Raw genomic sequence first — 22,514 nt, 5'->3', positions numbered from 1 at the left:
TGCCCGGTGGAGGCCGTGAGGGTGTCGGCGGTCTGTGGTCAGCGGCGGCGGACCTTGGTGGTGAGGCGGTTGAGGATGCGCTCCCACTCGGTGCCGAAGGGATTGTCCTGGACGAGGTAGGTCCAGGTGGCGGTGGGGCGCTTGAGGCCCGCGCCGTCGAGGTCGAGGCCGTCGGCGGTGATCGAGGCGGTCTCGAAGGTGGCGATCGAGCGCGACTCGGTCTCGGCCAGCATGCGCTGGTAGGCGGCCTTGGCCTCCTTGTTGAACTCGTCGATCGGGCTGAGGCGGCCGAGGGCGCGCAGGTGGATGCCCTCGCGGAGGTCGGCCAGGTCGGCCAGGTGGTCGGCCCAGGAGTGGTCGAGGTGGAAGAGCACGATCTGCCGGGCGGCCTCGTGCAGCACGTCCTCGCCGACGGTCTCCTCCAGCTCCGACCACCGCTCCGGGGCGCCCGCCGACAGGGCCTCGCCGGCCGAGTGGCCGCGCAGGATCTTGTCGCGGAGGTCGAGGACCAGGCTCCGGTGGAGTTCGAGGAGGCGGGTGTAGCGCCAGGTGTTGCGGTGGATCTCCATGTTGACGCCCTCGGCGACCCGCTGGGCGTGGCCCACGAGGGTGTGCTCGGGAACGCCCGTGGCGTACTCGTCTGCCACGTAGTGAGTGATCAGCTCGTCCTCGCCGCTGACGAAGAAGATCGAGCCGCCGGGGTCGCCCTGGCGGCCCGCGCGCCCGCGGAGCTGGTCGTCCAGGCGGCTGCTGGTGTGCCGGCCGGAGCCGATGACGTACAGGCCGCCGAGCTCGTCGACGCCCTCTCCGAGGCGGATGTCGGTGCCGCGCCCGGCCATCTGGGTGGAGACCGTGATCGTGCCGCGCTCTCCGGCCCCGGAGATGATCGCCGCCTCTTCCGCGTCGTTCTTGGCGTTGAGGACCACGCAGTCCAGCCCGCGCCCGCTCAGGGTCAGTGCCAGCCGCTCGGACTCGGCCACGTCCAGGGTGCCGATCAGGATCGGCCGCCCGGTGGCGTGCACCTCGACGATCTCGTCGACCAGGGCGTGGTCCTTCTCCATCCGATACTCGAACAGCCGGTCGGGCTCGTCGATCCGCACGCACGGCCGGTTGGACGGGACCACGACCACCTTGAGGTCGTAGAACTCCCGGAGCTGGTCCCCGACCGCGACCGCGGTGCCGGTCATCCCGCACTTCTCCGGGTAGCGGGTGATCAGGCCCTGGACGGTGATCGAGTCGAGGATCTCGCCGGTCTCCGAGGGAGACAGCGCCTCCTTGGCCTCCACCGCCGACTGCAGGCCGTCCGGCCAGCGCTGCAGCATCGCCACCCGGCCCCGTGACGGGTTGATCAGCTGCACCTTGCCGTCGCGCACGATGTAGTCGACGTCCTTGGTCAGCAGGGCGTGCGCGTGCAGGGCGAGGTTCACCTCCGTCAGGGAGGACGGGCTGTCGTAGAGGTCCAGATCCAGCGCCTGCTCGACGGTGTCGATGCCCTTGGTGGTCAGGTGGACGTTGCGCGCCTGGTCGTCGAGCTCGTAGTGGTAGCCCTTGACCAGCTGGCGGACCAGCGCGGCCATCTCCGGCACCGCACCGCCCGGGTCGGCGCTCCCCGCCAGCACCAGCGGCACCCGGGCCTCGTCGACCAGTACGGAGTCGGCCTCGTCCACCAGCGCCACGTTGGGCGCGGGCACGATCAGGTCGGCGACGTCGGTGCAGAGCCGGTCGCGGAGCACGTCGAAGCCGATCTCGCTGACCGAGCCGTACGTCACGTCCTTGGCATAGGCCGCCCGGCGCTCCTCCGGCGAGGAGCTCTGGCCGATCCAGCCGACCGAGACCCCCAGCGCGTCGTACAGCGGGCCCATCCACTCGGCGTCGCGCTGGGCCAGGTAGTCGTTGACCGAGATCACGTGGACGCGCTTGCCCTGGAGGGCATAGCCGGCGGCGGCCATGGCACCGGACAGGGTCTTGCCCTCGCCCGTCGCCATCTCCGCGATGTTTCCCGACATCATGGCCAGCATGCCGACCAGCTGCACGTCGTAGGGCCGCAGACCCAGCGTGCGGTGCGCGGTCTCCCGCACGATCGCACAGAACTCGGGCAGGTCGTCCACCGAAGGCACCGGAAGCTCGGTGAGCTCCCGGATCCGCTCCTCGCGGGTCGCGGCGGCCGCCACGGTCCGTTCGAACGGCGTCCGGTCGATCGAACCGGGACGCTCCAGGAACCGCCTGACGAGCTGAGTTATCGAGGCCACGTTCCCTCCAACGCCCGTTCCCGGGCTCACGTTCCCACTGTCGCCTTTACCGTACCGACTGTCGCCTCACCGTACAGACGGGGTAGATCATCCGGGTAGGGGGGTATTGGGCGGGATATGTGCCTTTTTGTGCCGGAGCGGGTGCCGCGGCGTCGCCCGCGCCGTCGCGGAACAAAACCGAACGGGATTCGCGTCGGTCGTGGACACGACGTCCGGGGAAGGACACGCTGGACGCGTGCCCTTCCCCATCGGGCATCCAGCGGCTCCGACATCTTCAAGGCCCTCGCGCCCGGCGCGTGTGTCCCTACCCTTGCCCCTTTCCCCCTGGAGGCACGATGAGCCTGTCCGATCTGCAGCCGGTCCCCACGGACCAGCTCGTCTTCCGGCTGCCGCAGACCTTCGAGACCGTGGAGGAGGAGCGCCGCCATCGCCGGGAACGCCTGGTGGCCGCGCTGCGGCTGTTCGGCAGGTTCGGCTTCGAGGAGGGCGTCGCCGGCCACATCACCGTCCGGGACCCCGAGCACACCGACCACTTCTGGGTGAACCCGTTCGGCATGTCGTTCAAGCAGGTCAAGGTGAGCGACCTCATCCTCGTCAACCACGACGGACAGGTGGTCGAGGGCCGCTACCACGTCAACCAGGCCGCGTTCGCGATCCACGCGATGATCCACCAGGCCAGGCCGGACGCGGTCGCCGCCGCGCACAGCCATTCGGTGTACGGCAAGGCCCTGTCGTCGATGGGCGCGCTCCTGGAACCGCTGACCCAGGACGCCTGCGCGTTCTATGAGGACCACGGCCTGTTCGACGACTACACCGGCGTGGTCCTGGAGACCGAGGAGGGACGTCGCATCGCCCAGGCCCTCGGCTCCCACAAAGCGGTGATCCTGCGCAACCACGGTCTGCTGACGGTCGGCGACAGCGTGGACGCCGCGGCCTGGTGGTTCATCACGATGGAGCGCTCGTGCCAGGCACAGCTCCTGGCCAAGGCCGCCGGTCCCACGATCCAGATCAGCCACGAGAACGCCAAGCTCACCCACGGTCAGATCGGCAACGACCTGGTCGGCTGGATCAACTTCCAGCCGCTCCACGACCAGATCATCGCGGCGGAGCCCGACCTGTTCGACTGACCCCGGTACGGGGTCGTCTCGCTCCAACCTCTGTGGCTCTTCCAGATGGCTCTCACCCGTGCATGCTCTTTTCCGGATAGGAGGCTCCGGTCTCGCGGCGGGTCGTATGACGGTGACCTCACTCATGGGGCAGGCCGGTCGGCGGGGAAGTGGGGGAACCCACGTGCTCCTTTAGTCGGGAAAGTTGTGGTTGCGTGGTTATGGGGTGACCGGAAAGGCCGCTCCCGGCGATGGAGCGGCCTTGGCGCGCGGCGGCTCAGCTGGGAAGCGAGGAGTCTCGTCTCTCGCGAAGGGCGAGCAGGCCGACGGCGGCGAGCAGCAGGACCGCACCGCCGGCGGTCTGCGGGGTGAGCCGTTCGCCCAGCAGGAGCACTCCGATGATCGCCGCCCCGACCGGCTCCACCAGGGAGATCACGGAGGCCGTCGTGGCCCGCACCGCGGCGAGGCCGGCGAAGAACAGGCCGTAGGCCAGGGCGGTCGGGATCGCGCCGAGATAAACGATGATCGCCGAGGAGGCGAGCGGGTCACCCGACGGCAGCAGGCCCTGAGCCAGCGCGAGGGGAAGCAGGCAGAGGCCGCCGACGACAAAGCCGCCCATGGCGGTGGCGTACGGCTCGTCGGTGGAGGCGCGGTTGAGCAGGGTCACACCCGCGTAACCGGCCGCCGAGAGCAGCGCCCACCCCATGCCAAGCGCGGAAAAGGTCGCCGATCCGCCGTCGAGGGTCAGCATGACCAGGCCGGTCAGGGCGATCGCGACGGAACCCAGCCCGGCCGCACCCAGTCGCTCGCCCAGCAGCAGGCGCGCTCCCGCGGCCACGAAGACGGGCGTGGCGCCTATCGTGACCACGGTGGCCACGGCCAGACCGGATTCGGCGATCGCCGCGAAGTAGGCGGTCTGGTAGACGGCCATGGCGACGCCGGTGACCACGATCCGCCCGAGGCCGCGGACGCGCCCGAGATCGAAGAGGCGGGACGCCAGCAGGAGCATGACCGCCCCGGCGGCGAACCGCCAGAAGGAGACCGAGACGGGTCCGAGCCCGCCGGTCCGGTAGAGCAGCGCCCCGGCGGCGCCACCGGTGCCCCAGGCGGTCGCCGCGATGGAAACGTACAGCAGGCCCCGCCGTACGGAGACATGCGTCATGGATAACTCTCCAGATGAGGTGGTTGTCGTCAGGCCGCACGTATGCGGGCGTCAACCACCTACCGGACCGCTCGGGTCCGGCTGTCAGGAGAGAGGTGCCGCCCGCCTAACGGGCGACGGGCGGAGACATGATCAAATGCACGGCACCACCCTAACCGGCGCCGGAGGCGTCATCCAGCGGTTATCGAGCACCCCGGCGGCGAGTGACGGCCGCTGTCGTCTCGTCGCTATGGCGGCAGACCGGGCTCAGCCCGACGGCCTGCCGCCGAGCCGGTCCCAGCGGTGACATGAGAGCCCTCGCACAGGGTGCGATCACCTGGTGAGGCCGTCGACACGAGATCATGATTCCCGCGTCAACGCGATCCCGTCCACGTCGTGCCGGGCGGTGAGGGTGACCCCGCTGCGATGACAGCGGACCGACTGCAGCTCAGGCGTGTTCGACACCACGGTGACGCCCGGGGCGACGGACCGCTCGGCGGTGGTCGTCCGATCTGCGCAGGGCAGGATCAGACACGCGTACGAGGCAGCTTCCGGCCGCGGGCCGTGGTCGAACCCGATGGAGAACACCTCCGCCGACAGCGGCGCGGCGGAGCCGGTCACGGTGACGTCCGACCACCTGCCGGTACGGGGCTCCAGCCGGGCGGACACGGACCCGTGACCGGCCAGCGGCACGTACCCGATGCGCCCGTGATGGACGTAACGGGGACGGCGCGGATCCGGCCCGGCCGTCATCGGTCCCTCCGCCAGCCGCTGGTCGATCGTGGTGATCACCGGGTGAACGGCCGACGGCGCGGTGATTCCGGCACCGAGCGCGACGAACAGGTCGTCGAAGCAGAACCACGCCTTCCAGCCGTCCGCGATCCGGTCCGTCCCCTCCAGACGCATCACGGCGATGCCGTGACGACCGTCGGACCAGCCGCCGACGTCCCCGGAGCCGCCGTGCCGGTTGTTGGGGCGGGGGAAGAGCGCCGCCGGGTCGCGGAACCACTCGGCGGTGACGCCGGGGAGCCGGGCCCAGTCCCACAACGGAATGACGGCCCGGTAGCCGTCCTGCGGGTCGTCACCGACCCGGATCGCGGCGACGCCGTCGCCGAGGTGGCGACCTCGGAGGTTCTCACCGTTCATGCTCTCGGTGGGAGCGGTCCGCGTGGACGACATGCGCACCGATACCGACCAGGCGGGCCGCCGATGCACGAGGTAGTCCGAGCGCGGGTAGTACCGGCAGCCGACCGGGCCCACGGGGAGGCGTCCGGCCTCGGTCCCGGCCAGACGCGCGTCGAACGCGGCGAGTTCGTCCCGCCTTGGCGCGCCCGCCGCCAGCAGCCTGCGAATCGCGGGCCGCAGCTCGCCGGTGGCGCGGTGCGCTCCGGCACGGGTGATGTTGCGTCCCATGGTGGTGAAGTCGAAGCCGCCTCCGTGCACCGCCCACTGCTGGCCGTCCAGCAGGAAGTCGGTGAACAGCCGGACCTCGGGCGTGCCGAAGGCCCACGGGGTGCCGTGCACCGCGTAGATCCACAGGGCGAGGTCCGCGACCAGGGAGGAGCCGTAGCCGCCGGAGTACAGCTGCGCGCCGTGCTGGTGGAAGCTGAGGTCGTCCTGGATCCCCTCGCCGTCGGTCACCCGCAGGACCGTCGACATCCGGGCGACGGCCGAGGAGACCAGCTCGCCGTCGTTCGCCAGGAGCCCGTGCCGCAGCACGATCCCCTGGGCCCAGACGAGGTTCTGGCCGGTCATCTCGATCGAACCGGCGCAACCGGCGAGCCAGTCGCCCCACCGCGTGCGCTGCCGGGTGCCGAGGTCGCCGGCCAGCAGGAGGAGGGCGTCCCCGATCAGCTGCGGTGCACCGATCTGGTTGAACCACCAGTTGTCGCTACGCGGGCCGTGGCGGCGCCACGCGTCGAGGGCGCTCAGAGCCGCGTCCCGGTGTTCTTTCGACAGGGCCAGGCGCAGCGCGCGTGACACATGCTCCAACGGCCGGAAGGCCGTGCCGTCCCGGTCGCTGTAGTCGATGTCCGGCCAGGTGCCGTCGGCCGCCAGATCATTCTTGAGGCGCGTCGCCTCCGCCAGATCGGTGACGCCGTCCAGGAGCTCGTGCCGCAGGCGGGCCCGTACCGCCTTGAGATCATGCATGTTCGGTAGTCTTTCCACTACTCTCCGTGTGCTCACCCATGATCTCTTCCGCACCCTGTGGGTCAGGCCCCTTGGGCCGCCAGGAGGGGCACGGTGAGATTCGTTCCTCGATGTGGGGGATGGCCACGTCGAATGGCGGTCGTAGCCGAACGAGCGGATTCGGATGTTCGACAGGTCCTGGATGCGGGTCCGTCTCGAAAGGCGGGCCTCCACGCTGAGCTACTCGGTGACGTGAGCGCCGCGTGGCAAGGAACCGATCGAAAGACAGGTCATCCCGCGCCGCATACCTGACGGCAGCTGACAGGTATAGGCGTGACGATGAGACTCATGACCACGATCGCGAAGTTCCTCGCCGTTAACATCGACTGTGCCGAGCCCAAGCGGCTCGCCGAGTTCTACGCGACGGTCTTCGGCTACGAGATCCAGTACGCCGAGGACTCCTACGCCGGCATCGGCGACGGCACGATGACCATCTACTTCCAGCAGAACCTCGACCGCAAGCCGGCCGCGTGGCCCGGCTCGGACAAGCAGTTTCACATGGATGTCCGTGTCCCCGACGTCAAAAGGGCAGTTCAGGACTATCTGGAGCTTGGGGCCGCCAAGCCCGATTTCCAGCCCGATGAGACAAGTTATGTCGTGCTCGCGGACCCCGAAGGGCACCTCTTCTGTGTCTGCCCGGCCCGCGACTAAGTGAGGGATCAGCCTCTACCCGCTTGCCGGGCACCTTAAGCTTGCGGGATGACCCGAGAAATTCTCTTTTGCGTTCCTCTGCTCTCCCCAGGTGGGTGGAGATGACTTGGGTCGGGATTTCCATCGCTCTCGTCGGCGCACTGGGCTATGCGCTGGGGGCCGCGCTGCAGCAGTTCGAGGCGGTCTCCGAGGGGGCCTCGCTGAAGCTGATGAAGCGGCCTCGCTGGTTGCTGGGCGGCGTCATCGGCTTTGCCGGGGCCAGCCTGCACGCCGTCGCCCTGAGCTTCGCGCCGCTGATCGCGGTGCAGCCGGTCAGCGTGGCGACGCTGGTGTTCGCGGTGCCGCTGGCGGCGATGATGCACGGCCGGAGACCGCGCAAGGAAGAGATCATGGGGTCGATCGCGGTGGCGGTCGGGCTGCTCGGCCTGGTGCTGCTGCTCCCCACACATGCCGTGACGCCGCACCTGACGAACCATGAGGCGTTCGGTTTCCTCGGGGCCGTCGGGCTGGTCGTGCTGGTGGCCCACCTGGCCGCGCGGAAGGTGACGGGATCGGCCAAGGCGCTGTTGCTGTCGGTCGGCGCGGGCGCGGTGACCGCGTCCGTGTCCACCTTCGTCCGGGTGGTGGGCGGCGGTTTCGGCGGAGACCTGTCGAAGCTGCTCAGCTGGTTCCTGTTCGCCATTCCCGTGCTGCTCCTCTGCGCGATCGTGCTGCTGCAGAAGTCCTACGAGGTCGGCTACTTCGGCATCGCCTACGCCACCGTCCAGGTGGTGGATCCGATCACCTCGATCATCGCCGGCGTGCTCCTGCTCGGCGAGGCGATGCCGACCGGCTGGCTGGACGTGATCCCCGCGCTCTTCGCCGCGGCCCTGCTGATCTGGGGGACCGTCACCCTCGGGCGTCTCGCCCCCGACCACGGGGTTTCCGCCCTGCCCCGCGAGACCGCCCTCCTCAGGTCATAGGGATCGCGGGCCAGGGGCATCACCGCGGCGTCACTCAGATCGTGGAAGCCGGGGCGCCACAGATATCACTCAGGTCATGGGGCTCGTGGGTGTCGCAGGCATCGCGGGCGGAGTCCAGCCGAGCACGTCGTCCATGACGCCCGTCATGCGGGCGGGGGCGAGGCGCCAGGTGAGTGCCATCATGGCGTCGCGCAGCCGTACGGCCAGCGGATTGCGCAGCCGGGTGGCCCGGCAGATCGAGGCGGACCTGGCCACGATCCCGGCGGTCCGCTCCAGCCGGGCGGCGGTGTAGCCGTCCAGCCCCGTGCCGCTGCCCGCGACGTGGGCCAGCACCACCGCGTCCTCGATCGCCTGGCAGGCGCCCTGGCCCAGGTTGGGGGTCATGGCGTGCGCCGCATCGCCGAGAAGGGCGACCTTTCCCCTGTGCATCGCGGGGAGCGGGACGGCGAGGTGGTAGACGTCGTTTCTGAGCACGTTCTTCGGAGAGGCCGAGGCGAGCAACGCCGGGATCGGGGCGTGCCAGTCTCCGAACAGGCGCCGCAGCTCGGCCCGCTGGTCCCCGCCACCGCCGCCGGCCGGGACCGCGTCGGTGGCGTAGCAGTAGGCGAGGCCACCGGCCAGCGGCATGACCCCGAAGACCTTTCCCTCGCCCCAGCTCTCGGAGGTCTGGCCGGGAACGCCCCCGCCGGGGATGAGAACCCGCCAGCTGGTGATCCCGGCATAGCGCGGGCCGGGGTGACCGGGGAACAGCGCGGCCCTGACGGAGGAGTGGATGCCGTCCGCGGCGACCACCAGGTCGGCCTCCAGGTCCATGGGGTGGCCGGCCTCCGGGGCGGACGCCCGCCCGGTTTCCGGGTGGGTCCGCCGGCCCGTGGCGAGACCAGGTCCCGGGGCGGTCCCGGGGCCCGCTCCCGGACCGGTTCCCGAGGCGGTTTCCGGACCTTGAACCTCGATGGTCACCCGGCCGGTCTCCGGGTCCACTTCCTTCACCGTGGTGTTCAGCCGGATGGTGCCGGGTTCGAGCCGGGCGAGGAGCACGTCGACCAGGTCCGCGCGGCGCAGCACCACCACCGAGTCGCCGTGCCGGGCGGAGGTGGCCTCCTCGGTGGTCTTCATCAGCCATCGGCCGTCGGCGCGCCGGATGCCGGCCTCGCCCTGGATCGCCGACAGCCCGCGGATCTCGTCGCCGACGCCGATCGTGTCCAGAGCCTTGAGCGCGTTGGCGGCGACGGCCAGCCCGGAACCGACCGGCTCCAGGGACGCCGCGCGCTCGAACACCGTCACGTCCCAGCCTCGCTGCTGCAGCGCCACCGCCGCCGTCAGCCCGCCGATCCCCGCTCCGATCACCACTGCGTGCGCCATGACCTGCTCCTCACTACGGCTGTAGTGGATATTACTACGGCCGTAGTTAAACTACAAATGTAGTATCAGGGGGGTGAAGCCCCAACGTGCCGAACTCGTCGCGGAGACCGCCATCACCCTGCTGGCCGAGCGGGGCATGCGCGGACTAACCCATCGGGCGGTGGACGAGGCGGCCGGGCTGCCGCCGGGTTCGACGTCCAATCTGGCCCGCACCCGTTCCGCGCTGCTGGAGTTGACCCTCGCGCGGCTCGCCGAGCTGGAGGCCGACGCATTCGCCCCGGTGCTCGACGTCGCCGGACTGACCATGCCGGACATGCTGGCCGAGATGACGGCCCGGGCGCTCTGGACGCAGCTGACCACCGGCCGCCGCCAGACGATCGCCCGTTACGAGCTCGCCATGGAGGCCACCCGCCGTCCCGAGCTGCGCAAGATCTACGACGAGGCGGGGAGCCGGTTCCGCGATCCCGCGGTCACGATCCTCTCCGCCGCGGGGTCGACGGATCCGGTACGGCACGGCCGCCAGCTGGTCGCCTTCAGCGAGGGCATGATGTTCGACGCCGTCATCGGGGCCGGAGCCGAGCCGACCCTGGACGACCTTCGTCTCGGCGTGAGGGATCTGCTGCGCGGCATGCTCGCCGGGTGAGCCGGGTGAGCCGGGTGAGCTCGGTGAGGTGGGTCAGGTCGGGCGGCGGGCCGGCGGTCGCGGGATCCTGTACGGCATGCTCACCCGGTGAGCTGGGTGAGTCGTGCGCGGTGGGCGGGCCATTCGTCGTCGAGGATGCCGAAGTAGGCGGTGTCGCGCCAGGTGCCGTCCGGGCGGCGCCGGTGGCGGCGCAGCACTCCCTCGGACAGGCCGCCGATGCGCCGGATCGCGGTCTGGGAGCGGATGTTGAGGATGTCGGTCTTGAGCAGGACGCGGTTCACGCCCAGCTTGTCGAAGGCGTGGTCGATCAGAAGGATCTTGCACTCGGTGTTCACGGCCGAGCGCCACACGGCTCTGCCGTACCAGGTCCAGCCGATCTCGATGCTGTCGGCGAATCCCGGGACGTCGTGGTAGGTGGTCGATCCGACCACCCGGCCGGTCTCCTTGAGGATCACCGCGAACGGCACCACGTCGGGCCTGTCGATCAGCTCGGTCGCGATCTCCGCCATCTCGGCCTCGCTGCGCGGCGTCGGCGCCGGCATCCAGCGCCACACCTCGTCGTCGCCGCCACCGGCCAGGAACAGCTCGGGGACGTGGACGAGGCTCAGCGGCTCCAGCCGTACGACATCGCCTTCGAGGGTGACGGGAGTGGGTGTGTTCGCGGTCATGAACACGACCTTAGGGCCGAAAGTGGACCTGCCCTAAGGTCCACTCCCGTGTGTTTTCCCGGGACCACTCCGGGACTCGGCTAGCTGAGCCTGCGGCCCTGAGCGGAGTCCTCGATCAGCTGTGCGAGGCGCTTCTCCCTGGTCTCCGGCCTTTTGGCGGTGGTCACCCAGTGCAGCGCCGTCCTGCGATAGCCGGGCGGCTGGCCCTGGAACCACGTCCAGGCGGTCGTCTCGGCCCGGAAACGACGCTCCTGTTCCGAGGGCAGGGCGGGGTCCTGGCTCCGCTCGTGGGAGTAGATGAGGGAGTTCTCCTCGGTGCGCCGTTCGAAGGCGCCGACGCCCGCGGGGTGCATCAGGCCCAGCTCGGTGAGCTCGGCGACCTTGGCGATGTTGACCGCGCTCCACGTGCTGCGGGATTTTCGCGGGGTGAAGCGGATGGAGTAGCTCTCGGCGTCGATGCTCCTGCGGACCCCGTCGATCCAGCCGAAGCAGAGAGCGTGGTCAACGGACTCGGGCCAGGTGATGCTGGGACGGCCGGTGCCTTTCTTGAAAAAACCGACCAGGAGCTCGGTCTCGGTGGTGTGATGCTTCTCCAGCCAGAGGCGGAAGTCTTCCGGGGTGGCGAAGAAGATGGGCTCCATGCCGTTCAGAATAAAGGGCGTGTCGACATCCATACCGGCCGGTCGGTACGCTCCTGGGAGACCTGAGGAGGGCCCATGGACTTCGCGTTCGACGCCGAAACCGAGAAGCTGCGAGGACGGCTGCTCGACTTCATGGACGAGTGTGTGTACCCGGCCGAGGAGGCCTTCGAGGCCCAGGCTGCGACGAGCGGGTGGGCCAGCCCCCCGCTGATGGAGGATCTCAAGGAGGAGGCGCGCAGGCGGGGCCTGTGGAACCTGTTCCTGCCGGGAGAGCACGGCGCGGGCCTGACCAACCTGCAGTACGCGCCGCTGGCCGAGATCATGGGCCGCTCACCCAGGATCGCCCCCACCGCCACGAACTGCGCCGCCCCGGACACCGGCAACATGGAGGTCCTCTCCATGTTCGGCAACGAATGGCAGCGCAAGGAGTGGCTGGAGCCGCTGATGAGCGGGCAGATCCGGTCGGCGTTCGCGATGACCGAGCCCGACGTGGCGTCCTCCGACGCCACGAACATCTCGCTGTCGATCGTGAGGGACGGCTCCGAGTATGTGATCAACGGGCGGAAGTGGTTCGCCTCCGGCGCGATGAACCCCAACTGCAAGATCTTCATCGTGATGGGGAAGACCGACCCCGAGGCCTCCTCGCACAGGCAGCAGTCGATGGTCCTGGTGCCGCGCGACACACCTGGCATGCACGTCAAGCGGGGCATGCACGTGTTCGGCTACTCCGATGCCGACCACGGCGGGCACGCCGAGATCGTGTTCGAGGACGTCAGGGTGCCGGTGGACAACCTGATCGGGGAGGAGGGCGGCGGTTTCGCGATCGCCCAGGCCCGCCTCGGACCGGGACGGATCCACCACTGCATGCGACTGATCGGGATGGCCGAGCGGGCCGTCGAGCTGATGTGCGCGCGGACCCTGTCCCGGAGCGCGTTCGGCAAGCCGATCGCCCAGCAGGGGGTCGTCCAGGACTGGATCGCCGAGTCGCGGGTGAGGATCGAGCAGCTCCGCCTGCTCGTGTTGAAGACCGCCTGGCTGATGGACACCGTCGGCAACCGCGGGGCCCACACCGAGATCCAGATCATCAAGATCGCCACTCCGCGCGACGTGGAGTGGATCCTGGACAAGGCCATCCAGGCCCACGGCGCCGGCGGCGTCAGCCAGGACTTCCCGCTGGCGGCCCTCTGGGCGGGCGCCCGGACGCTGAGACTCGCCGACGGACCCGACGAGGTGCACAAGCGCTCCCTGGCGTACCGGGAGCTCAAGAAGCACATGACGCCCCCGGCGTCTTCCCACGACTGAGCCGAGGGTCTCCGTCCCGCAATCCCGATGAAGGAGTGTTCGTGGCATTGGACGAAAAGGCGATCCAGGAGCGCGTCGCCGCGTTCCTGGCCGGGCACGACCCCGCCGGGGACCGGCTGGAGTTCCTGCGGGCCCGGTTCGACGCCGGGCTGGCCTGGGTGCACTTCCCCGAGGGCCTCGGCGGGCTCGGCGCCCCCCGCGAGCTGCAGAACGTCGTGGAGCGGGAGCTCGTGGACACGCCGCAGCTCACCCCGGGGGTGCAGGCGATCGGACTGGGGATGGCGGCGCCGACGATCCTGACGTTCGGCACCGACGAGCAGCGGAAACGGTTCCTGCGCCCGCTGTGGACGGGCGAGGAGATCTGGTGCCAGCTCTTCAGCGAGCCCGGCGCCGGGTCGGACCTGGCGACGCTGGGCACGCGCGCGGTCAGGGACGGCGACGAGTGGGTCGTGGACGGGCAGAAGGTGTGGACCTCCGGGGCACACCACTCCCGGTGGGCGATCCTGGTCGCCAGGACCGACGCGGACGTGCCCAAGCACCGGGGGCTCACCTACTTCGTGTGCGACATGCACGCCCCCGGTGTCGAGGTCAGGCCGCTGCGGCAGATCACCGGGGAGGCCGAGTTCAACGAGGTCTTCCTGACGGGCGTACGGCTCGGCGACGATTTGAGGCTGGGCGAGATCGGTGACGGCTGGCGGGTCGCCCAGACCACGCTCATGAACGAGCGGGTGGCCATCGGCGGTGCGCCGGTCCGGCGGGGCGGCGGCATGGTCGGCCTGGTCGCCGAGAACTGGCGCGCGAGGCCCGAGCTGCGCACCCACGACCTGCACCAGCGCCTGCTGCGGCTCTGGGTGGAGGCGGAGGTGACCCGGCTGGCCGGGACGCGACTCCGCGAGCAGCTGTCCGCCGGGCAGCCGGGGCCGGAGGGCTCCGGCATGAAGCTCTCCTTCGCCACGCTCAACCAGGCGCTGTCCGGGTTGGACCTGGAGATGCGCGGGGAGGAGGGGCTGGGCTACGACGACTGGTCCTTCCGCCGCTCCGACAGCGTGGACTTCTTCGGCCGGGGCACCGGCTACCGCTACCTCCGCGCGAAGGGCAACTCGATCGAGGGCGGCACCTCGGAGATCCTGCGCAACATCGTCGCCGAGCGCGTGCTCGGCCTGCCCTCCGAGCCCCGCGTCGACAAGGACGTGCCCTGGAAGGATCTTCCCCGATGACGCTTCTTTATACCGAGGTCGAGGAGGAGCTCCGGGCCTCCGTGCGGGATCTGCTCGCGGACCGTTGCAGGCCGGACGCCGTGCTGAAGCGGGTCGAGTCGGGCGTGCCGTACGACATGGACCTCTGGAAGACGCTGTCCCGGGAGATCGGGGTGGCGGGCCTGCTCGTGCCGGAGGAGTACGGCGGGGCGGGGGCGTCGGCGCGGGAGGTCGCGGTGGTGCTGGAGGAGCTGGGACGGGCGGTGGCGCCGGTCCCGTTTCTCACCAGCGCGGTGCTCGCCACGAAGGCCCTGATCCAGGCCGGTGAGGAAGAGCTGATCCAGGAGCTCGCCTCGGGGGAGACCACCGCGGCGCTCGCGGTGTCGATGGCGGCTTCGCCGTACCGGCCGCTGCCGGAGACCGTCACCGTCACGGACGGGCGGGTTCTGAACGGGGAGATCCGGGCGGTGGCGGGTGCGGACGTGGCCGACGTGCTGCTCGTGCCCGTCGGGACGACGCTCTACGTGGTGCGGGCCGAGAACGTCCGGGTCGACGTGGTGCCCTCGCTGGACCTGACCCGGCCGATCGCCACCGTCACGTTCTCGGACGCCCCCGGTGACGCGATCGGCGCGTTCGACGTGCGGAGCGTGCTGAACTTCGGCGCCGGTCTGCTCGCCTCCGAGCAGCTCGGGGTCGCCGAGTGGTGCCTGAGCACGACGCTCTCCTACATCAAGGAGCGCCACCAGTTCGCCCGGCCGGTCGGCTCCTTCCAGGCGATCAAGCACCGGATGGCCGACCTCTGGCTGGACGTGGTGCGGGCCCGTGCCGCCGCGAGGAACGCCGCCGACCTGCTGGCCGCGGACTCGGAACCGGCCGCGTCCCGCGACGCGGAGGCGGTCGGGAACCGCGAGCTGGCGGCGGCGGTGGCCAAGGCCTGGTGTTCGGAGGTGGCGGTGCACGTGGCCGAGGAGAGCGTGCAGCTCCACGGCGGGATCGGGATGACCTGGGAGCATCCCCTCCACCTTTATCTCAAGCGCGCCAAGTCCACTGAGATCGCGCTCGGCAGCCCCGGCGCCCACCGGGACGCCCTGGCGGTCCTCGCCGACCTGCCCGGCCCGGCCTGACCGCACGGTGACGCGATGACCTCCGGCTTCCCGCCGGGGGTCGTCGCCGTCCCGGTCGGGCGGAGGGTCACGCGGGGGGTGCCGGCCGATCCGGCCGCAGCGAGGTGAGCAGCAGGTCGGCGAAGTGCGCCCCCAGCTCGGCGCCGGAGAGCGCGCCCTCCGTGCTGTACCAGGTGCCCAGGTGGTGGACGGAGCCGAAGAAGAAGTCGACGACGATGTCGGCGGGGGTGTCGGATCTGAAGGTGCCCTCGCGCTGGCCCTCGGTGACCAGGTCGCGGAAGCGCTCGTGGTAGCGGCGGCGCTCGGCGCGGACGCTCTTGCGAGTGTCGGGCGCGAGCAGGTGCATCGAGCGGAAAAAGATCTTGGAGTCGTCCAGGTTGTCTACGGTGGTCGTCACGACATCGGAGGCGGCGGCGTAGAGGCGCTCGGCCACCGGCCCCGGGCTGTCGGCGAAGTGGGTGAGGCGCTCCATCTGCATGCGCAGCACGCGCCCGTAGATCTCGTGGAGCAGATCGTCTTTTGAGTCGAAATAGTGGTACATCGCGCCCTTGGTAACGCCGGCTGCCGCGACGACCTCCTGCACCGACGTGCTTTCAAAACCTCGTTCGGCGAACAGGCGAGTGGCCTCGCTGAGCAGGCGCTGTCGTACCGGCTCCTGGTCCTGAGTCATCCGTGTCCCCCATTGTGTGGTTCAGCAAGCATACCGACTGGTCGGTTGAGCTGCCGATGAGGTAGCTGTGATGTGTTACTTGCATCACCTTCGCGTGCCTGGAGCCCCTACTTGGGTATTCCATAGTCGGAGGATCTTCAGCGTGGCAGATCCGCACCCCTTTCCATCCACCATTCGAGCCTTCAGGGGGTTCGCTTTGCCAGGCGGATCTATCTACGTGCCTCCCGACGACCAGGTCCATGGTCTGTCGCCTCAGGTTATGTACGAGCAGTTCTGGCTCAAAGAGGCCGATCAGCGAAGGAAGATGGCCGGGGTCAAGGCCGCGGTCGGCCTGGTGGTGGGTGTCGCGCTGGCCTACCGGTTCGATCTCTCCCCACCGGTCGTCGGCCTCCTGTTCGGCCTGCTCGTCGGCGCCGGCGACCTGCTCTGGAACTGGTGGTCGCACGACGCCACGGCGGTCTGGCGTGGAAAGCGCCGGGGTGAGGTCATCACCGGCAAGCTGCTCCGCCGCAGGCTCCGCAAGCGCGGCTACCAGATTCTCGAAGGCCGCGCGGTACCGGGAAAGGCCTCGATCGACCACCTCGTCATCGGTCCCGGTGGCGTCTGGGTCGTCGACAACGAGGCGTGGGACCCCGAGACCGAGATCGCCCGGTATGGCGATCGGCTGTTCCTCGGTGAGAAGTACGGGACGAAGGTGGCCCAGGCACTCGTCGAGGTCGCCGATTCGCTGGCCGAGGTGCTGTCCCGTGAGTCGGGCATTCCCATCACGATCGAACCGCTGCTCGCCGTACACGGCGGGGTCATCAGGCGGTCGGTCACCGCGGAGGGCCTCACCCTGCTCAAGCCGCGGCTGGTCGCGCGCTGGATCCTGAACGGGCCGCGTGCGGAGTTCGACGAGTCCCAGGTGGAGGTGCTCACCCGGACCGCCGCTCGGGTACTGCGCAGGATGAGCTGATCGTACGGGTGCCGGTGCTTCGCGGTCACGGGTCGTCTTCCGCCCGCGAAGTACGGGAACCCCGCGAAATGCCCGATGCCCAGGTGATGTGGCATCGCAGTGGGTATTCACTGCGGTTCTGGGTCGAGGCAGCTTCCGGTTTCGTGCACCTGGTCCTTCGGCGGGGGCCCGATGGACACGTCGCTTCCCCAATCGGTGAAGTCGATCTCGGTCACGGCAGACCTGGGCACGTCCTTCTCGGCCAGAAGATCGGTCATGATGAGACGGACCCGGCGGGGAAGCTGGTCCGGCCCGACCCACAACTGCCACGAGACCTCTATGGAGCGGGACTGCATCGGCAGTTGTACCGCCATAACGGGGTCGTCGCCTTGGGCCGGGATGCTGAACTCGGCGTGCGAGGCACTCCCGGAATGTACGACGGTGGCGACCGCGTCGATGACCCCGCCGGAGGAGGGAGCGGGGGCCGTAAGCCGCTGCAGTACCTTGGGCGACAGAACCGCACGTGCGTCGAGTGCCCCCAGGAGACGCGCCGCCATCCCGCATTTGGGGCTGCTGTGGTGAAGCCAGGCCTTGCCGGCGGGAACGTCTCTCCGGTCGGCCCGCTGCTCGTAAGTGTCGGTGCCGCTGATCGAGATCGCCTTGGTCGTCATATAGGACAGATCATCCGGAATGATGCCCTTCAGATCTTCGGGGATGTCGGTCCGGTGGAAGGTCGTGGTCAGATCGGAGGCAGCCGCACCGAGCCGTAGGATTCCGGTGGTCCGGCTCTCGCTGTATTCGCCGATGTTGACCGGCACGATGGTGTCGTCCTCCGACGAAGGGGTGGGTGTCACCACTCCGCTGTAGTCCACACGGACGAGCTTGGTGACCTTCACTCCGGTCGAGTCTTTCGCCTGCTGGGCCACCGCCTCGGCGGGCGTCCGCCCCGTCATCGTGCTCTCTTCGCCACACCCGGCCGTCAGGGTGATCACCAGCACGGTCGGCACAATCCTCGATAAATGCACCCGGTGATCATAGGAGCGATGGGTGAGGGCGTGCGCAGACCACTCTGGCGACGGCGGGCGCATATCCGTGCCATCCCGCCTGACTCAGGACGGTTGTTCCGCCACCTGGAACCAGACCGGCCTGCCTGCTCCATCGTGGCGGTCGGTCCGCCGCGGCTGTGCGTAGGAGAGCCGGCAGGTTCGTCGGGGGCGGGGAAGGGCCTCGACACAGGAGGCCACGGTTGGTCCGGGGCGCCACACGAACACCACGATCGCGTGGAGCGCCTGGCTCGATATGCGCTATCCGGTCACGCGGTAAATATATTGCGTGAACCATGCGGACTATTGCAAACTCTAGTTTCAAAGATCCCATGATCCATGGGTAATGAGACTTGTCGTACCGCGAATCTGAGGTGTCCATGGCAGGCGACGACGGCGCGACACCGCTGATCCAGGCGGAGGGGCTCGGGAAGACGTACCCGCCCAGAGACAGGCGGGGCACCGGGTTCCGGGCCGTGGCGGGGATCGACTTCCACGTCAACCGGGGAGAGGCCTTCGGGTTCCTCGGTCCCAACGGGGCGGGAAAGTCCTCGACGATGCGCATGCTCGGCTGCGTCTCCCCGGCCACTGAGGGAACCCTGCGGATCCTCGGCATGGACCCCGCACGCGACGGCCGGAAGATCCGGGCGCGCCTGGGAGTGGTCCCGCAGGACGACGTGCTGGACCCCGATCTCACCGTGCGCGAGAACCTGACGATGTACGGCCTCTACTTCGGGCTGCCCCGCCGGGTGATCAAGGAGCGCACGGAGCGCCTGCTGGAGTTCGCGCAGCTGGAGGAGAAGGCGGGCGAGCCGCTGGGGGCGCTGTCCGGCGGCATGCGGCGGCGGCTGACGATCGCCCGCTCCCTGATCAACGAGCCGGACATCCTCCTGCTCGACGAGCCGACCACAGGGCTCGACCCGCAGGCCAGGCACGTGCTGTGGGATCGGCTGTTCAGGCTGAAGCAGCAGGGGGTGACGCTGCTGCTCACCACCCACTACATGGACGAGGCCGAGCAGCTGTGCGACCGCCTGGTGGTGATGGACAAGGGGCTCATCGCGGACGAGGGATCACCCCAGGAGCTCATCCGGCGGCACTCGACCCGCGAGGTCCTGGAGCTGAGGTTCCGGATCGACGAGCACGAGCAGGCCGCGGAGAAGCTCCACGACCTGGTCCGCCCCGGCGAGGGGGAGCGGGTGGAGGTCCTGCCGGACCGGGTGCTGGTCTACACGCACGACGGGGAGACGACGCTGGCCGCCGTCACCGCCGCGCGGATGACCCCGATCACCGCCCTCGTGCGGAGATCGACGCTGGAGGACGTGTTCCTGCGCCTGTCCGGCCGGACCCTGACGGACTGAGGCGGACCCATGCCCATGTTCCTTCGAGAGTTCCTCTCGTGGATGCTCCGCTACCGCCGCACCTGGAAGAGCACCATCGTCATCAGCGTGGCGAACCCGCTGCTCTTCCTGGTGGCCATCGGCGCCGGGCTCGGACGGCTGGTGGACCCCTCGTCACTCGGCGGCCTGACCTACCTGGAGTTCTTCGCCCCCGGGCTGATCGCCGCCGCGGCGATGCAGAACGCCTACATCGAGGGGGCGTTCGCGGTCCACGGCTCCCTGCGCCGGGGCCAGGGCTACGCGGTGGCCGCCGCGACGCCGCTGGAGCCCCGCGACATCATGGCCGGGCACCTGCTGTTCATGGCGTTCAGGATCGGGACGAGCGCGCTGGCCTTCGCCGTGGTGATGATGGCCCTCGGCGCCACCCGGTCGCCGTGGGCGGTGCTCACCGTGCCCGCGGCCCTGCTGACCGGCATGGCCTTCGCGGCCCCGCTGGCGGCGTGGACGGTGACCGTCGACAAGTTCGACACGCTCAACAAGGTGTTCCGGTTCGTGCTGATGCCGATGTACCTGTTCTCCGGGACCTTCTTCGGCATCGAGACGCTCCCCGACTGGCTGCGCCCGCTGGCGTACGTCCTGCCGCTGTGGCACGGCGTCGACCTGTGCCGCACCCTGAGCCTGGGCACCGCCACCCTGCTCACCTCCGCGATCCACGTCGGCTACCTGGGGGCGCTCACGGCGGCGGGCGTCGCGGCGGCCCTGGTCACCTACCGGCGCCACATCCACGTCTGAGGGGGCGACATGCTGGAGAACCTGAAGAACAGGGCGCCGGACACCGCCGTGCCGTCCGTCGTCCCCCGCTGGGGCGGCGCGCACTTCCTGGTGTTCCGCAATCTCCGGGTCCACGCGGGAGGCAACCCGTGGACCATGGCGATGTACTCGATCTTCGAGCCCATCCTGTACCTGCTGGCCATAGGTGTCGGCATCGGGCAGCTCGTCGGGGACGTCGAGGGGGTGAAGGTCACCTACGCCGCGTTCGTCGCGCCCGGCCTGCTCGCCACGGCGGTCATGAACAGCGCCCTGCACGAGACGATGGAGGGCGCCTTCGTCAAGTTCACCCACGACAGGTTCTACCAGTCGATCCTCTTCACCCCCGTGTCCCTCACCGGGATCGTCGTCGGTGAGGTGGCGTGGGCGGTGCTGCGAGGCTTTGTCACCGCGATGGGGTTCCTCCTCGTGATCACGGTGTTCGGGCTGATCTCCTGGTCGGACGCCCTGGTCGCCGCCGCCGCGACGCTGCTCGTCGCCTTCGCCTTCGGGGCCGCCGGGCTGGCGGTGGCGACGCGCATCAGGGCGTGGTCCGACTTCCAGTACGTGCAGCTGGTGCTGCTGCCGATGTTCCTGTTCGCGACGACCTTCTACCCGGTCACCGTCTATCCCCGGCCGGTGCAGGTCGCGGTGGAGCTGCTGCCTCTCTACCACGCCATCCAGCTGCTGCGGGGGTGCGCCCTCGGCGAGATCGATTCCGGCCTGATCGTGAGCGTGGTCTATCTCCTGGTCATGGGGGCACTGGGCCTCGTCGTGGCCCGCAGGCAGTGGGCGCGCGTCATGCTGCACTGAGACCGCGTCATGGACGTGGGGCTCAGCCCGCGCGGCCGAACCCGGAGGCAGGGGTTTCGTAGGCTTCGCGGGCGTCGAGCAACTCTTCCCAGTGCCTCTCCGCCCAGGCGCACGCGACCGCCATCGGTCCCAGCAGGCTGCGTCCGAGCGGGGTCAGCTCGTACTCGACCCGCTGCACAGCCTCGTCGTAGGCGGTACGCGAGATGAGGCCGTCCCGTTCGAGCCCCCGGAGCGATTGCGTGAGCACCTTCGCGGTGATGCCGCGCAGGGGAATCCGCAGTTCGGAGAACCGTCGCGGGCCGTGTTCGAGACAGCGGATGATCATCCCCGCCCACTTGTCGCCGAACCGGATCGGTGAGAGCGCGGACGGGCAGAGCTCATCGAACATGTCGGGGGCCAGCGGTTCGTTCATGGGCGTCACGATATCCGGTGTCCCCTCGGTATCCCCTGGGTAACCACTGCCCCGGATAGCGTCCGGGGCAGGCGGCTGGAGCCCATGCCCAGCCCTGGTGAGAGGGGTGATCCGATGAGCGAGATCGTGGTCTTCGGGGCCGGTGGCCGAGCCGGACGCGCGGCCGTGGCCGAGGCGCGCGAGCGCGGGCACCACGTCACCGCCGTCGTCCGTGATCCGGTCAAGTACGGTGACCTCGGGGCCGAGGGCGTACGGGTTGTCTCGGGCGATGTCACCGACGCGTCCGGCATCACCGCGATCGCCGCCGGTCACGACGCCGCGATCAGCGCCGTGTACGACCCGGGCGCCGACCCGCATGACTTTTTCGTCAGCGCGGCACGGGCCCTGGCCGACGGTCTGGGGCAGGCCGGGGTGGGACGGTTGGTGGTGGTCGGGCTGGCCCCCATCCTGGAGACCCCCTCCGGGGTGAAACTGATGGACGCTCCCGGCTATCCCCAGGAGTATCGATCGTTCTATCTGGGACACGCGGCTGGGACGGACACGTTGCGTGCGACGGCCACCACACTCGACTGGCTGGTCATCAGTCCGGCCGGCGACTTCGACCACGGTGGTGCACGCAGCGCCCGGTACCGGACCGCCCAGGCGGACGCGGCCAGCCGCATCTCCTACGCCGACTTTGCGATCGCGCTGCTCGACGAGATCGATGCCCCAAGGCACCACCGCACGCATCTCGGCGTCGAGGAGGGATGATGGACGGCCGAGCCGGAGAAGACGTTCACGACAGTCCGAACGCCTGGGTCGCCCGGCACATCCACAGCTTTCTCGAAACCGGTGGCCAGGCGCGTCCGGGCATGAACGACCTGCTGCTGACGACCCGAGGCCGGAAGTCGGGCACATTGCGCCGCACGGCACTCGTCTACGGGCGGGACGGTGATCGCTTCGTGCTGGCCGCGTCCAACGGCGGTGCGCCGAACCACCCGGCCTGGTACCTCAATCTGCTGGATGACCCCGAGGTCACGGTACAGGTCGGCACGGAGACGTTCGCCGCGCGGGCCCGTACCGCCACGGCGGAGGAGAAGCCGCCGCTCTGGCTGCTGATGATCTCGATCATGCCTTCCTACGCGGACTACCAGCGGCAGATCAGCAGGGACATCCCCGTGGTGATCGTGGAGCGGGTGTAGTGGCCGCCCTGCGGTCTGCCGGGGACCTGGGCCGGCCGCCCTAAGAGATCATCTTGAATCAGGGCATCCGGTCGGCGGATAT

22 protein-coding genes are annotated in these 22,514 nt (G+C 69.5%); 13 read left to right on the top strand and 9 right to left on the bottom strand.

What is annotated here, in order from left to right:
- Positions 1 to 38 precede the first annotated feature (38 nt).
- Positions 39 to 2,240: an accessory Sec system translocase SecA2 gene (secA2, locus tag CHC08_RS04860; protein ID WP_089206007.1), complete on the bottom strand. Its 2,202-nt coding sequence runs from the start codon at positions 2,238 to 2,240 to the stop codon at positions 39 to 41.
- A 344-nt stretch (positions 2,241 to 2,584) separates the two neighbouring features.
- Between secA2 and CHC08_RS04855 the strand changes: the two genes are divergently transcribed.
- Entirely contained in the window at positions 2,585 to 3,376 is a 792-nt protein-coding gene (locus CHC08_RS04855) for a class II aldolase/adducin family protein (protein ID WP_089205932.1), read from the top strand.
- A gap of 256 nt (positions 3,377 to 3,632) precedes the next feature.
- On the opposite strand, the gene CHC08_RS04850 is transcribed toward CHC08_RS04855, so the two are convergent.
- Entirely contained in the window at positions 3,633 to 4,517 is an 885-nt protein-coding gene (locus tag CHC08_RS04850) for a DMT family transporter (protein ID WP_089205931.1), read from the bottom strand.
- A gap of 339 nt (positions 4,518 to 4,856) precedes the next feature.
- Positions 4,857 to 6,647, bottom strand: coding sequence for a polysaccharide lyase family 8 super-sandwich domain-containing protein (locus CHC08_RS04845; RefSeq protein ID WP_089205930.1), 1,791 nt, complete (start codon positions 6,645 to 6,647; stop codon positions 4,857 to 4,859).
- A gap of 327 nt (positions 6,648 to 6,974) precedes the next feature.
- On the opposite strand from CHC08_RS04845, the gene CHC08_RS04840 reads away from it, so the two are divergent.
- Positions 6,975 to 7,337 (top strand): VOC family protein, encoded by a 363-nt coding sequence (locus tag CHC08_RS04840; protein WP_089205929.1) that lies wholly within the window; start codon positions 6,975 to 6,977, stop codon positions 7,335 to 7,337.
- Positions 7,338 to 7,438: 101 nt separating this feature from the next.
- Positions 7,439 to 8,299: a DMT family transporter gene (locus CHC08_RS04835; RefSeq protein WP_089205928.1), complete on the top strand. Its 861-nt coding sequence runs from the start codon at positions 7,439 to 7,441 to the stop codon at positions 8,297 to 8,299.
- A 69-nt stretch (positions 8,300 to 8,368) separates the two neighbouring features.
- Here the strand turns inward: CHC08_RS04835 and CHC08_RS04830 are convergent, their stop codons facing one another.
- A complete protein-coding gene (locus CHC08_RS04830) occupies positions 8,369 to 9,661 on the bottom strand; it encodes an FAD-dependent oxidoreductase (RefSeq protein WP_089205927.1) in 1,293 nt (430 codons plus the stop codon).
- A 73-nt stretch (positions 9,662 to 9,734) separates the two neighbouring features.
- On the opposite strand from CHC08_RS04830, the gene CHC08_RS04825 reads away from it, so the two are divergent.
- Positions 9,735 to 10,304 (top strand): TetR/AcrR family transcriptional regulator, encoded by a 570-nt coding sequence (locus CHC08_RS04825; RefSeq protein WP_089205926.1) that lies wholly within the window; start codon positions 9,735 to 9,737, stop codon positions 10,302 to 10,304.
- A gap of 80 nt (positions 10,305 to 10,384) precedes the next feature.
- Here CHC08_RS04825 and CHC08_RS04820 read toward each other — a convergent pair whose 3' ends face one another.
- Together CHC08_RS04820 and CHC08_RS04815 are read right to left on the bottom strand one after the other, a co-directional pair.
- Positions 10,385 to 10,972, bottom strand: a complete 588-nt coding sequence (locus tag CHC08_RS04820) for a GNAT family N-acetyltransferase (RefSeq protein ID WP_089206006.1) — start codon at positions 10,970 to 10,972, stop codon at positions 10,385 to 10,387.
- 80 nt (positions 10,973 to 11,052) lie between these two features.
- A complete protein-coding gene (locus tag CHC08_RS04815; RefSeq protein ID WP_089206005.1) occupies positions 11,053 to 11,613 on the bottom strand; it encodes a YdeI/OmpD-associated family protein in 561 nt (186 codons plus the stop codon).
- Positions 11,614 to 11,688: 75 nt separating this feature from the next.
- Between CHC08_RS04815 and CHC08_RS04810 the strand changes: the two genes are divergently transcribed.
- The 3 genes from CHC08_RS04810 to CHC08_RS04800 are packed head-to-tail and all read left to right on the top strand — an operon-like array spanning position 11,689 to position 15,235.
- Entirely contained in the window at positions 11,689 to 12,915 is a 1,227-nt protein-coding gene (locus CHC08_RS04810; protein ID WP_089205925.1) for an acyl-CoA dehydrogenase family protein, read from the top strand.
- Between the two features lie 41 nt (positions 12,916 to 12,956).
- Positions 12,957 to 14,132, top strand: coding sequence for an acyl-CoA dehydrogenase family protein (locus CHC08_RS04805; RefSeq protein WP_218825124.1), 1,176 nt, complete (start codon positions 12,957 to 12,959; stop codon positions 14,130 to 14,132).
- On the top strand, positions 14,129 to 15,235 hold the full coding sequence (locus CHC08_RS04800) for an acyl-CoA dehydrogenase family protein (protein ID WP_179281882.1): 1,107 nt from the start codon (positions 14,129 to 14,131) through the stop codon (positions 15,233 to 15,235). Before CHC08_RS04805 ends, CHC08_RS04800 begins: the two co-directional genes overlap by 4 nt.
- 67 nt (positions 15,236 to 15,302) lie before the next feature.
- Here the strand turns inward: CHC08_RS04800 and CHC08_RS04795 are convergent, their stop codons facing one another.
- Positions 15,303 to 15,905, bottom strand: coding sequence for a TetR/AcrR family transcriptional regulator (locus tag CHC08_RS04795; RefSeq protein WP_089205922.1), 603 nt, complete (start codon positions 15,903 to 15,905; stop codon positions 15,303 to 15,305).
- A 259-nt stretch (positions 15,906 to 16,164) separates the two neighbouring features.
- Here CHC08_RS04795 and CHC08_RS04790 point away from each other — a divergent pair, with 259 nt between their 5' ends.
- Positions 16,165 to 16,860: an NERD domain-containing protein gene (locus tag CHC08_RS04790; RefSeq protein WP_245878127.1), complete on the top strand. Its 696-nt coding sequence runs from the start codon at positions 16,165 to 16,167 to the stop codon at positions 16,858 to 16,860.
- A gap of 107 nt (positions 16,861 to 16,967) precedes the next feature.
- Here CHC08_RS04790 and CHC08_RS04785 read toward each other — a convergent pair whose 3' ends face one another.
- Positions 16,968 to 17,837 (bottom strand): hypothetical protein, encoded by an 870-nt coding sequence (locus CHC08_RS04785; RefSeq protein WP_179281881.1) that lies wholly within the window; start codon positions 17,835 to 17,837, stop codon positions 16,968 to 16,970.
- A gap of 425 nt (positions 17,838 to 18,262) precedes the next feature.
- Between CHC08_RS04785 and CHC08_RS04780 the strand changes: the two genes are divergently transcribed.
- From CHC08_RS04780 to CHC08_RS04770, 3 genes are read left to right on the top strand one after another with little or no spacing between them, the layout of a single operon-like run.
- Positions 18,263 to 19,240 carry an ABC transporter ATP-binding protein gene (locus CHC08_RS04780; protein WP_089205919.1) on the top strand — a complete coding sequence of 326 codons (978 nt, stop codon included), beginning with the start codon at positions 18,263 to 18,265 and terminating at the stop codon, positions 19,238 to 19,240.
- 9 nt (positions 19,241 to 19,249) lie between these two features.
- On the top strand, positions 19,250 to 20,011 hold the full coding sequence (locus CHC08_RS04775) for an ABC transporter permease (protein ID WP_089205918.1): 762 nt from the start codon (positions 19,250 to 19,252) through the stop codon (positions 20,009 to 20,011).
- Positions 20,012 to 20,020: 9 nt separating this feature from the next.
- Positions 20,021 to 20,839, top strand: coding sequence for an ABC transporter permease (locus tag CHC08_RS04770; protein WP_089205917.1), 819 nt, complete (start codon positions 20,021 to 20,023; stop codon positions 20,837 to 20,839).
- A gap of 22 nt (positions 20,840 to 20,861) precedes the next feature.
- On the opposite strand, the gene CHC08_RS04765 is transcribed toward CHC08_RS04770, so the two are convergent.
- A complete protein-coding gene (locus tag CHC08_RS04765) occupies positions 20,862 to 21,251 on the bottom strand; it encodes a winged helix-turn-helix transcriptional regulator (RefSeq protein ID WP_089205916.1) in 390 nt (129 codons plus the stop codon).
- A 114-nt stretch (positions 21,252 to 21,365) separates the two neighbouring features.
- Between CHC08_RS04765 and CHC08_RS04760 the strand changes: the two genes are divergently transcribed.
- Both CHC08_RS04760 and CHC08_RS04755 read left to right on the top strand, forming a co-directional pair.
- Entirely contained in the window at positions 21,366 to 22,001 is a 636-nt protein-coding gene (locus tag CHC08_RS04760; protein WP_089205915.1) for an NAD(P)-dependent oxidoreductase, read from the top strand.
- Complete coding sequence (locus tag CHC08_RS04755; protein WP_245878126.1) at positions 21,998 to 22,432, top strand: nitroreductase family deazaflavin-dependent oxidoreductase; 435 nt, start codon at positions 21,998 to 22,000, stop codon at positions 22,430 to 22,432. Before CHC08_RS04760 ends, CHC08_RS04755 begins: the two co-directional genes overlap by 4 nt.
- Positions 22,433 to 22,514: the final 82 nt, after the last annotated feature.

This window comes from Streptosporangium subroseum (assembly GCF_900188345.1).
Taxonomy (GTDB): Bacteria; Actinomycetota; Actinomycetes; order Streptosporangiales; family Streptosporangiaceae; genus Streptosporangium; species Streptosporangium subroseum.
Note: the sequence above shows the minus strand (reverse complement) of the source record. Positions and strands in the feature narration are given on the sequence as shown.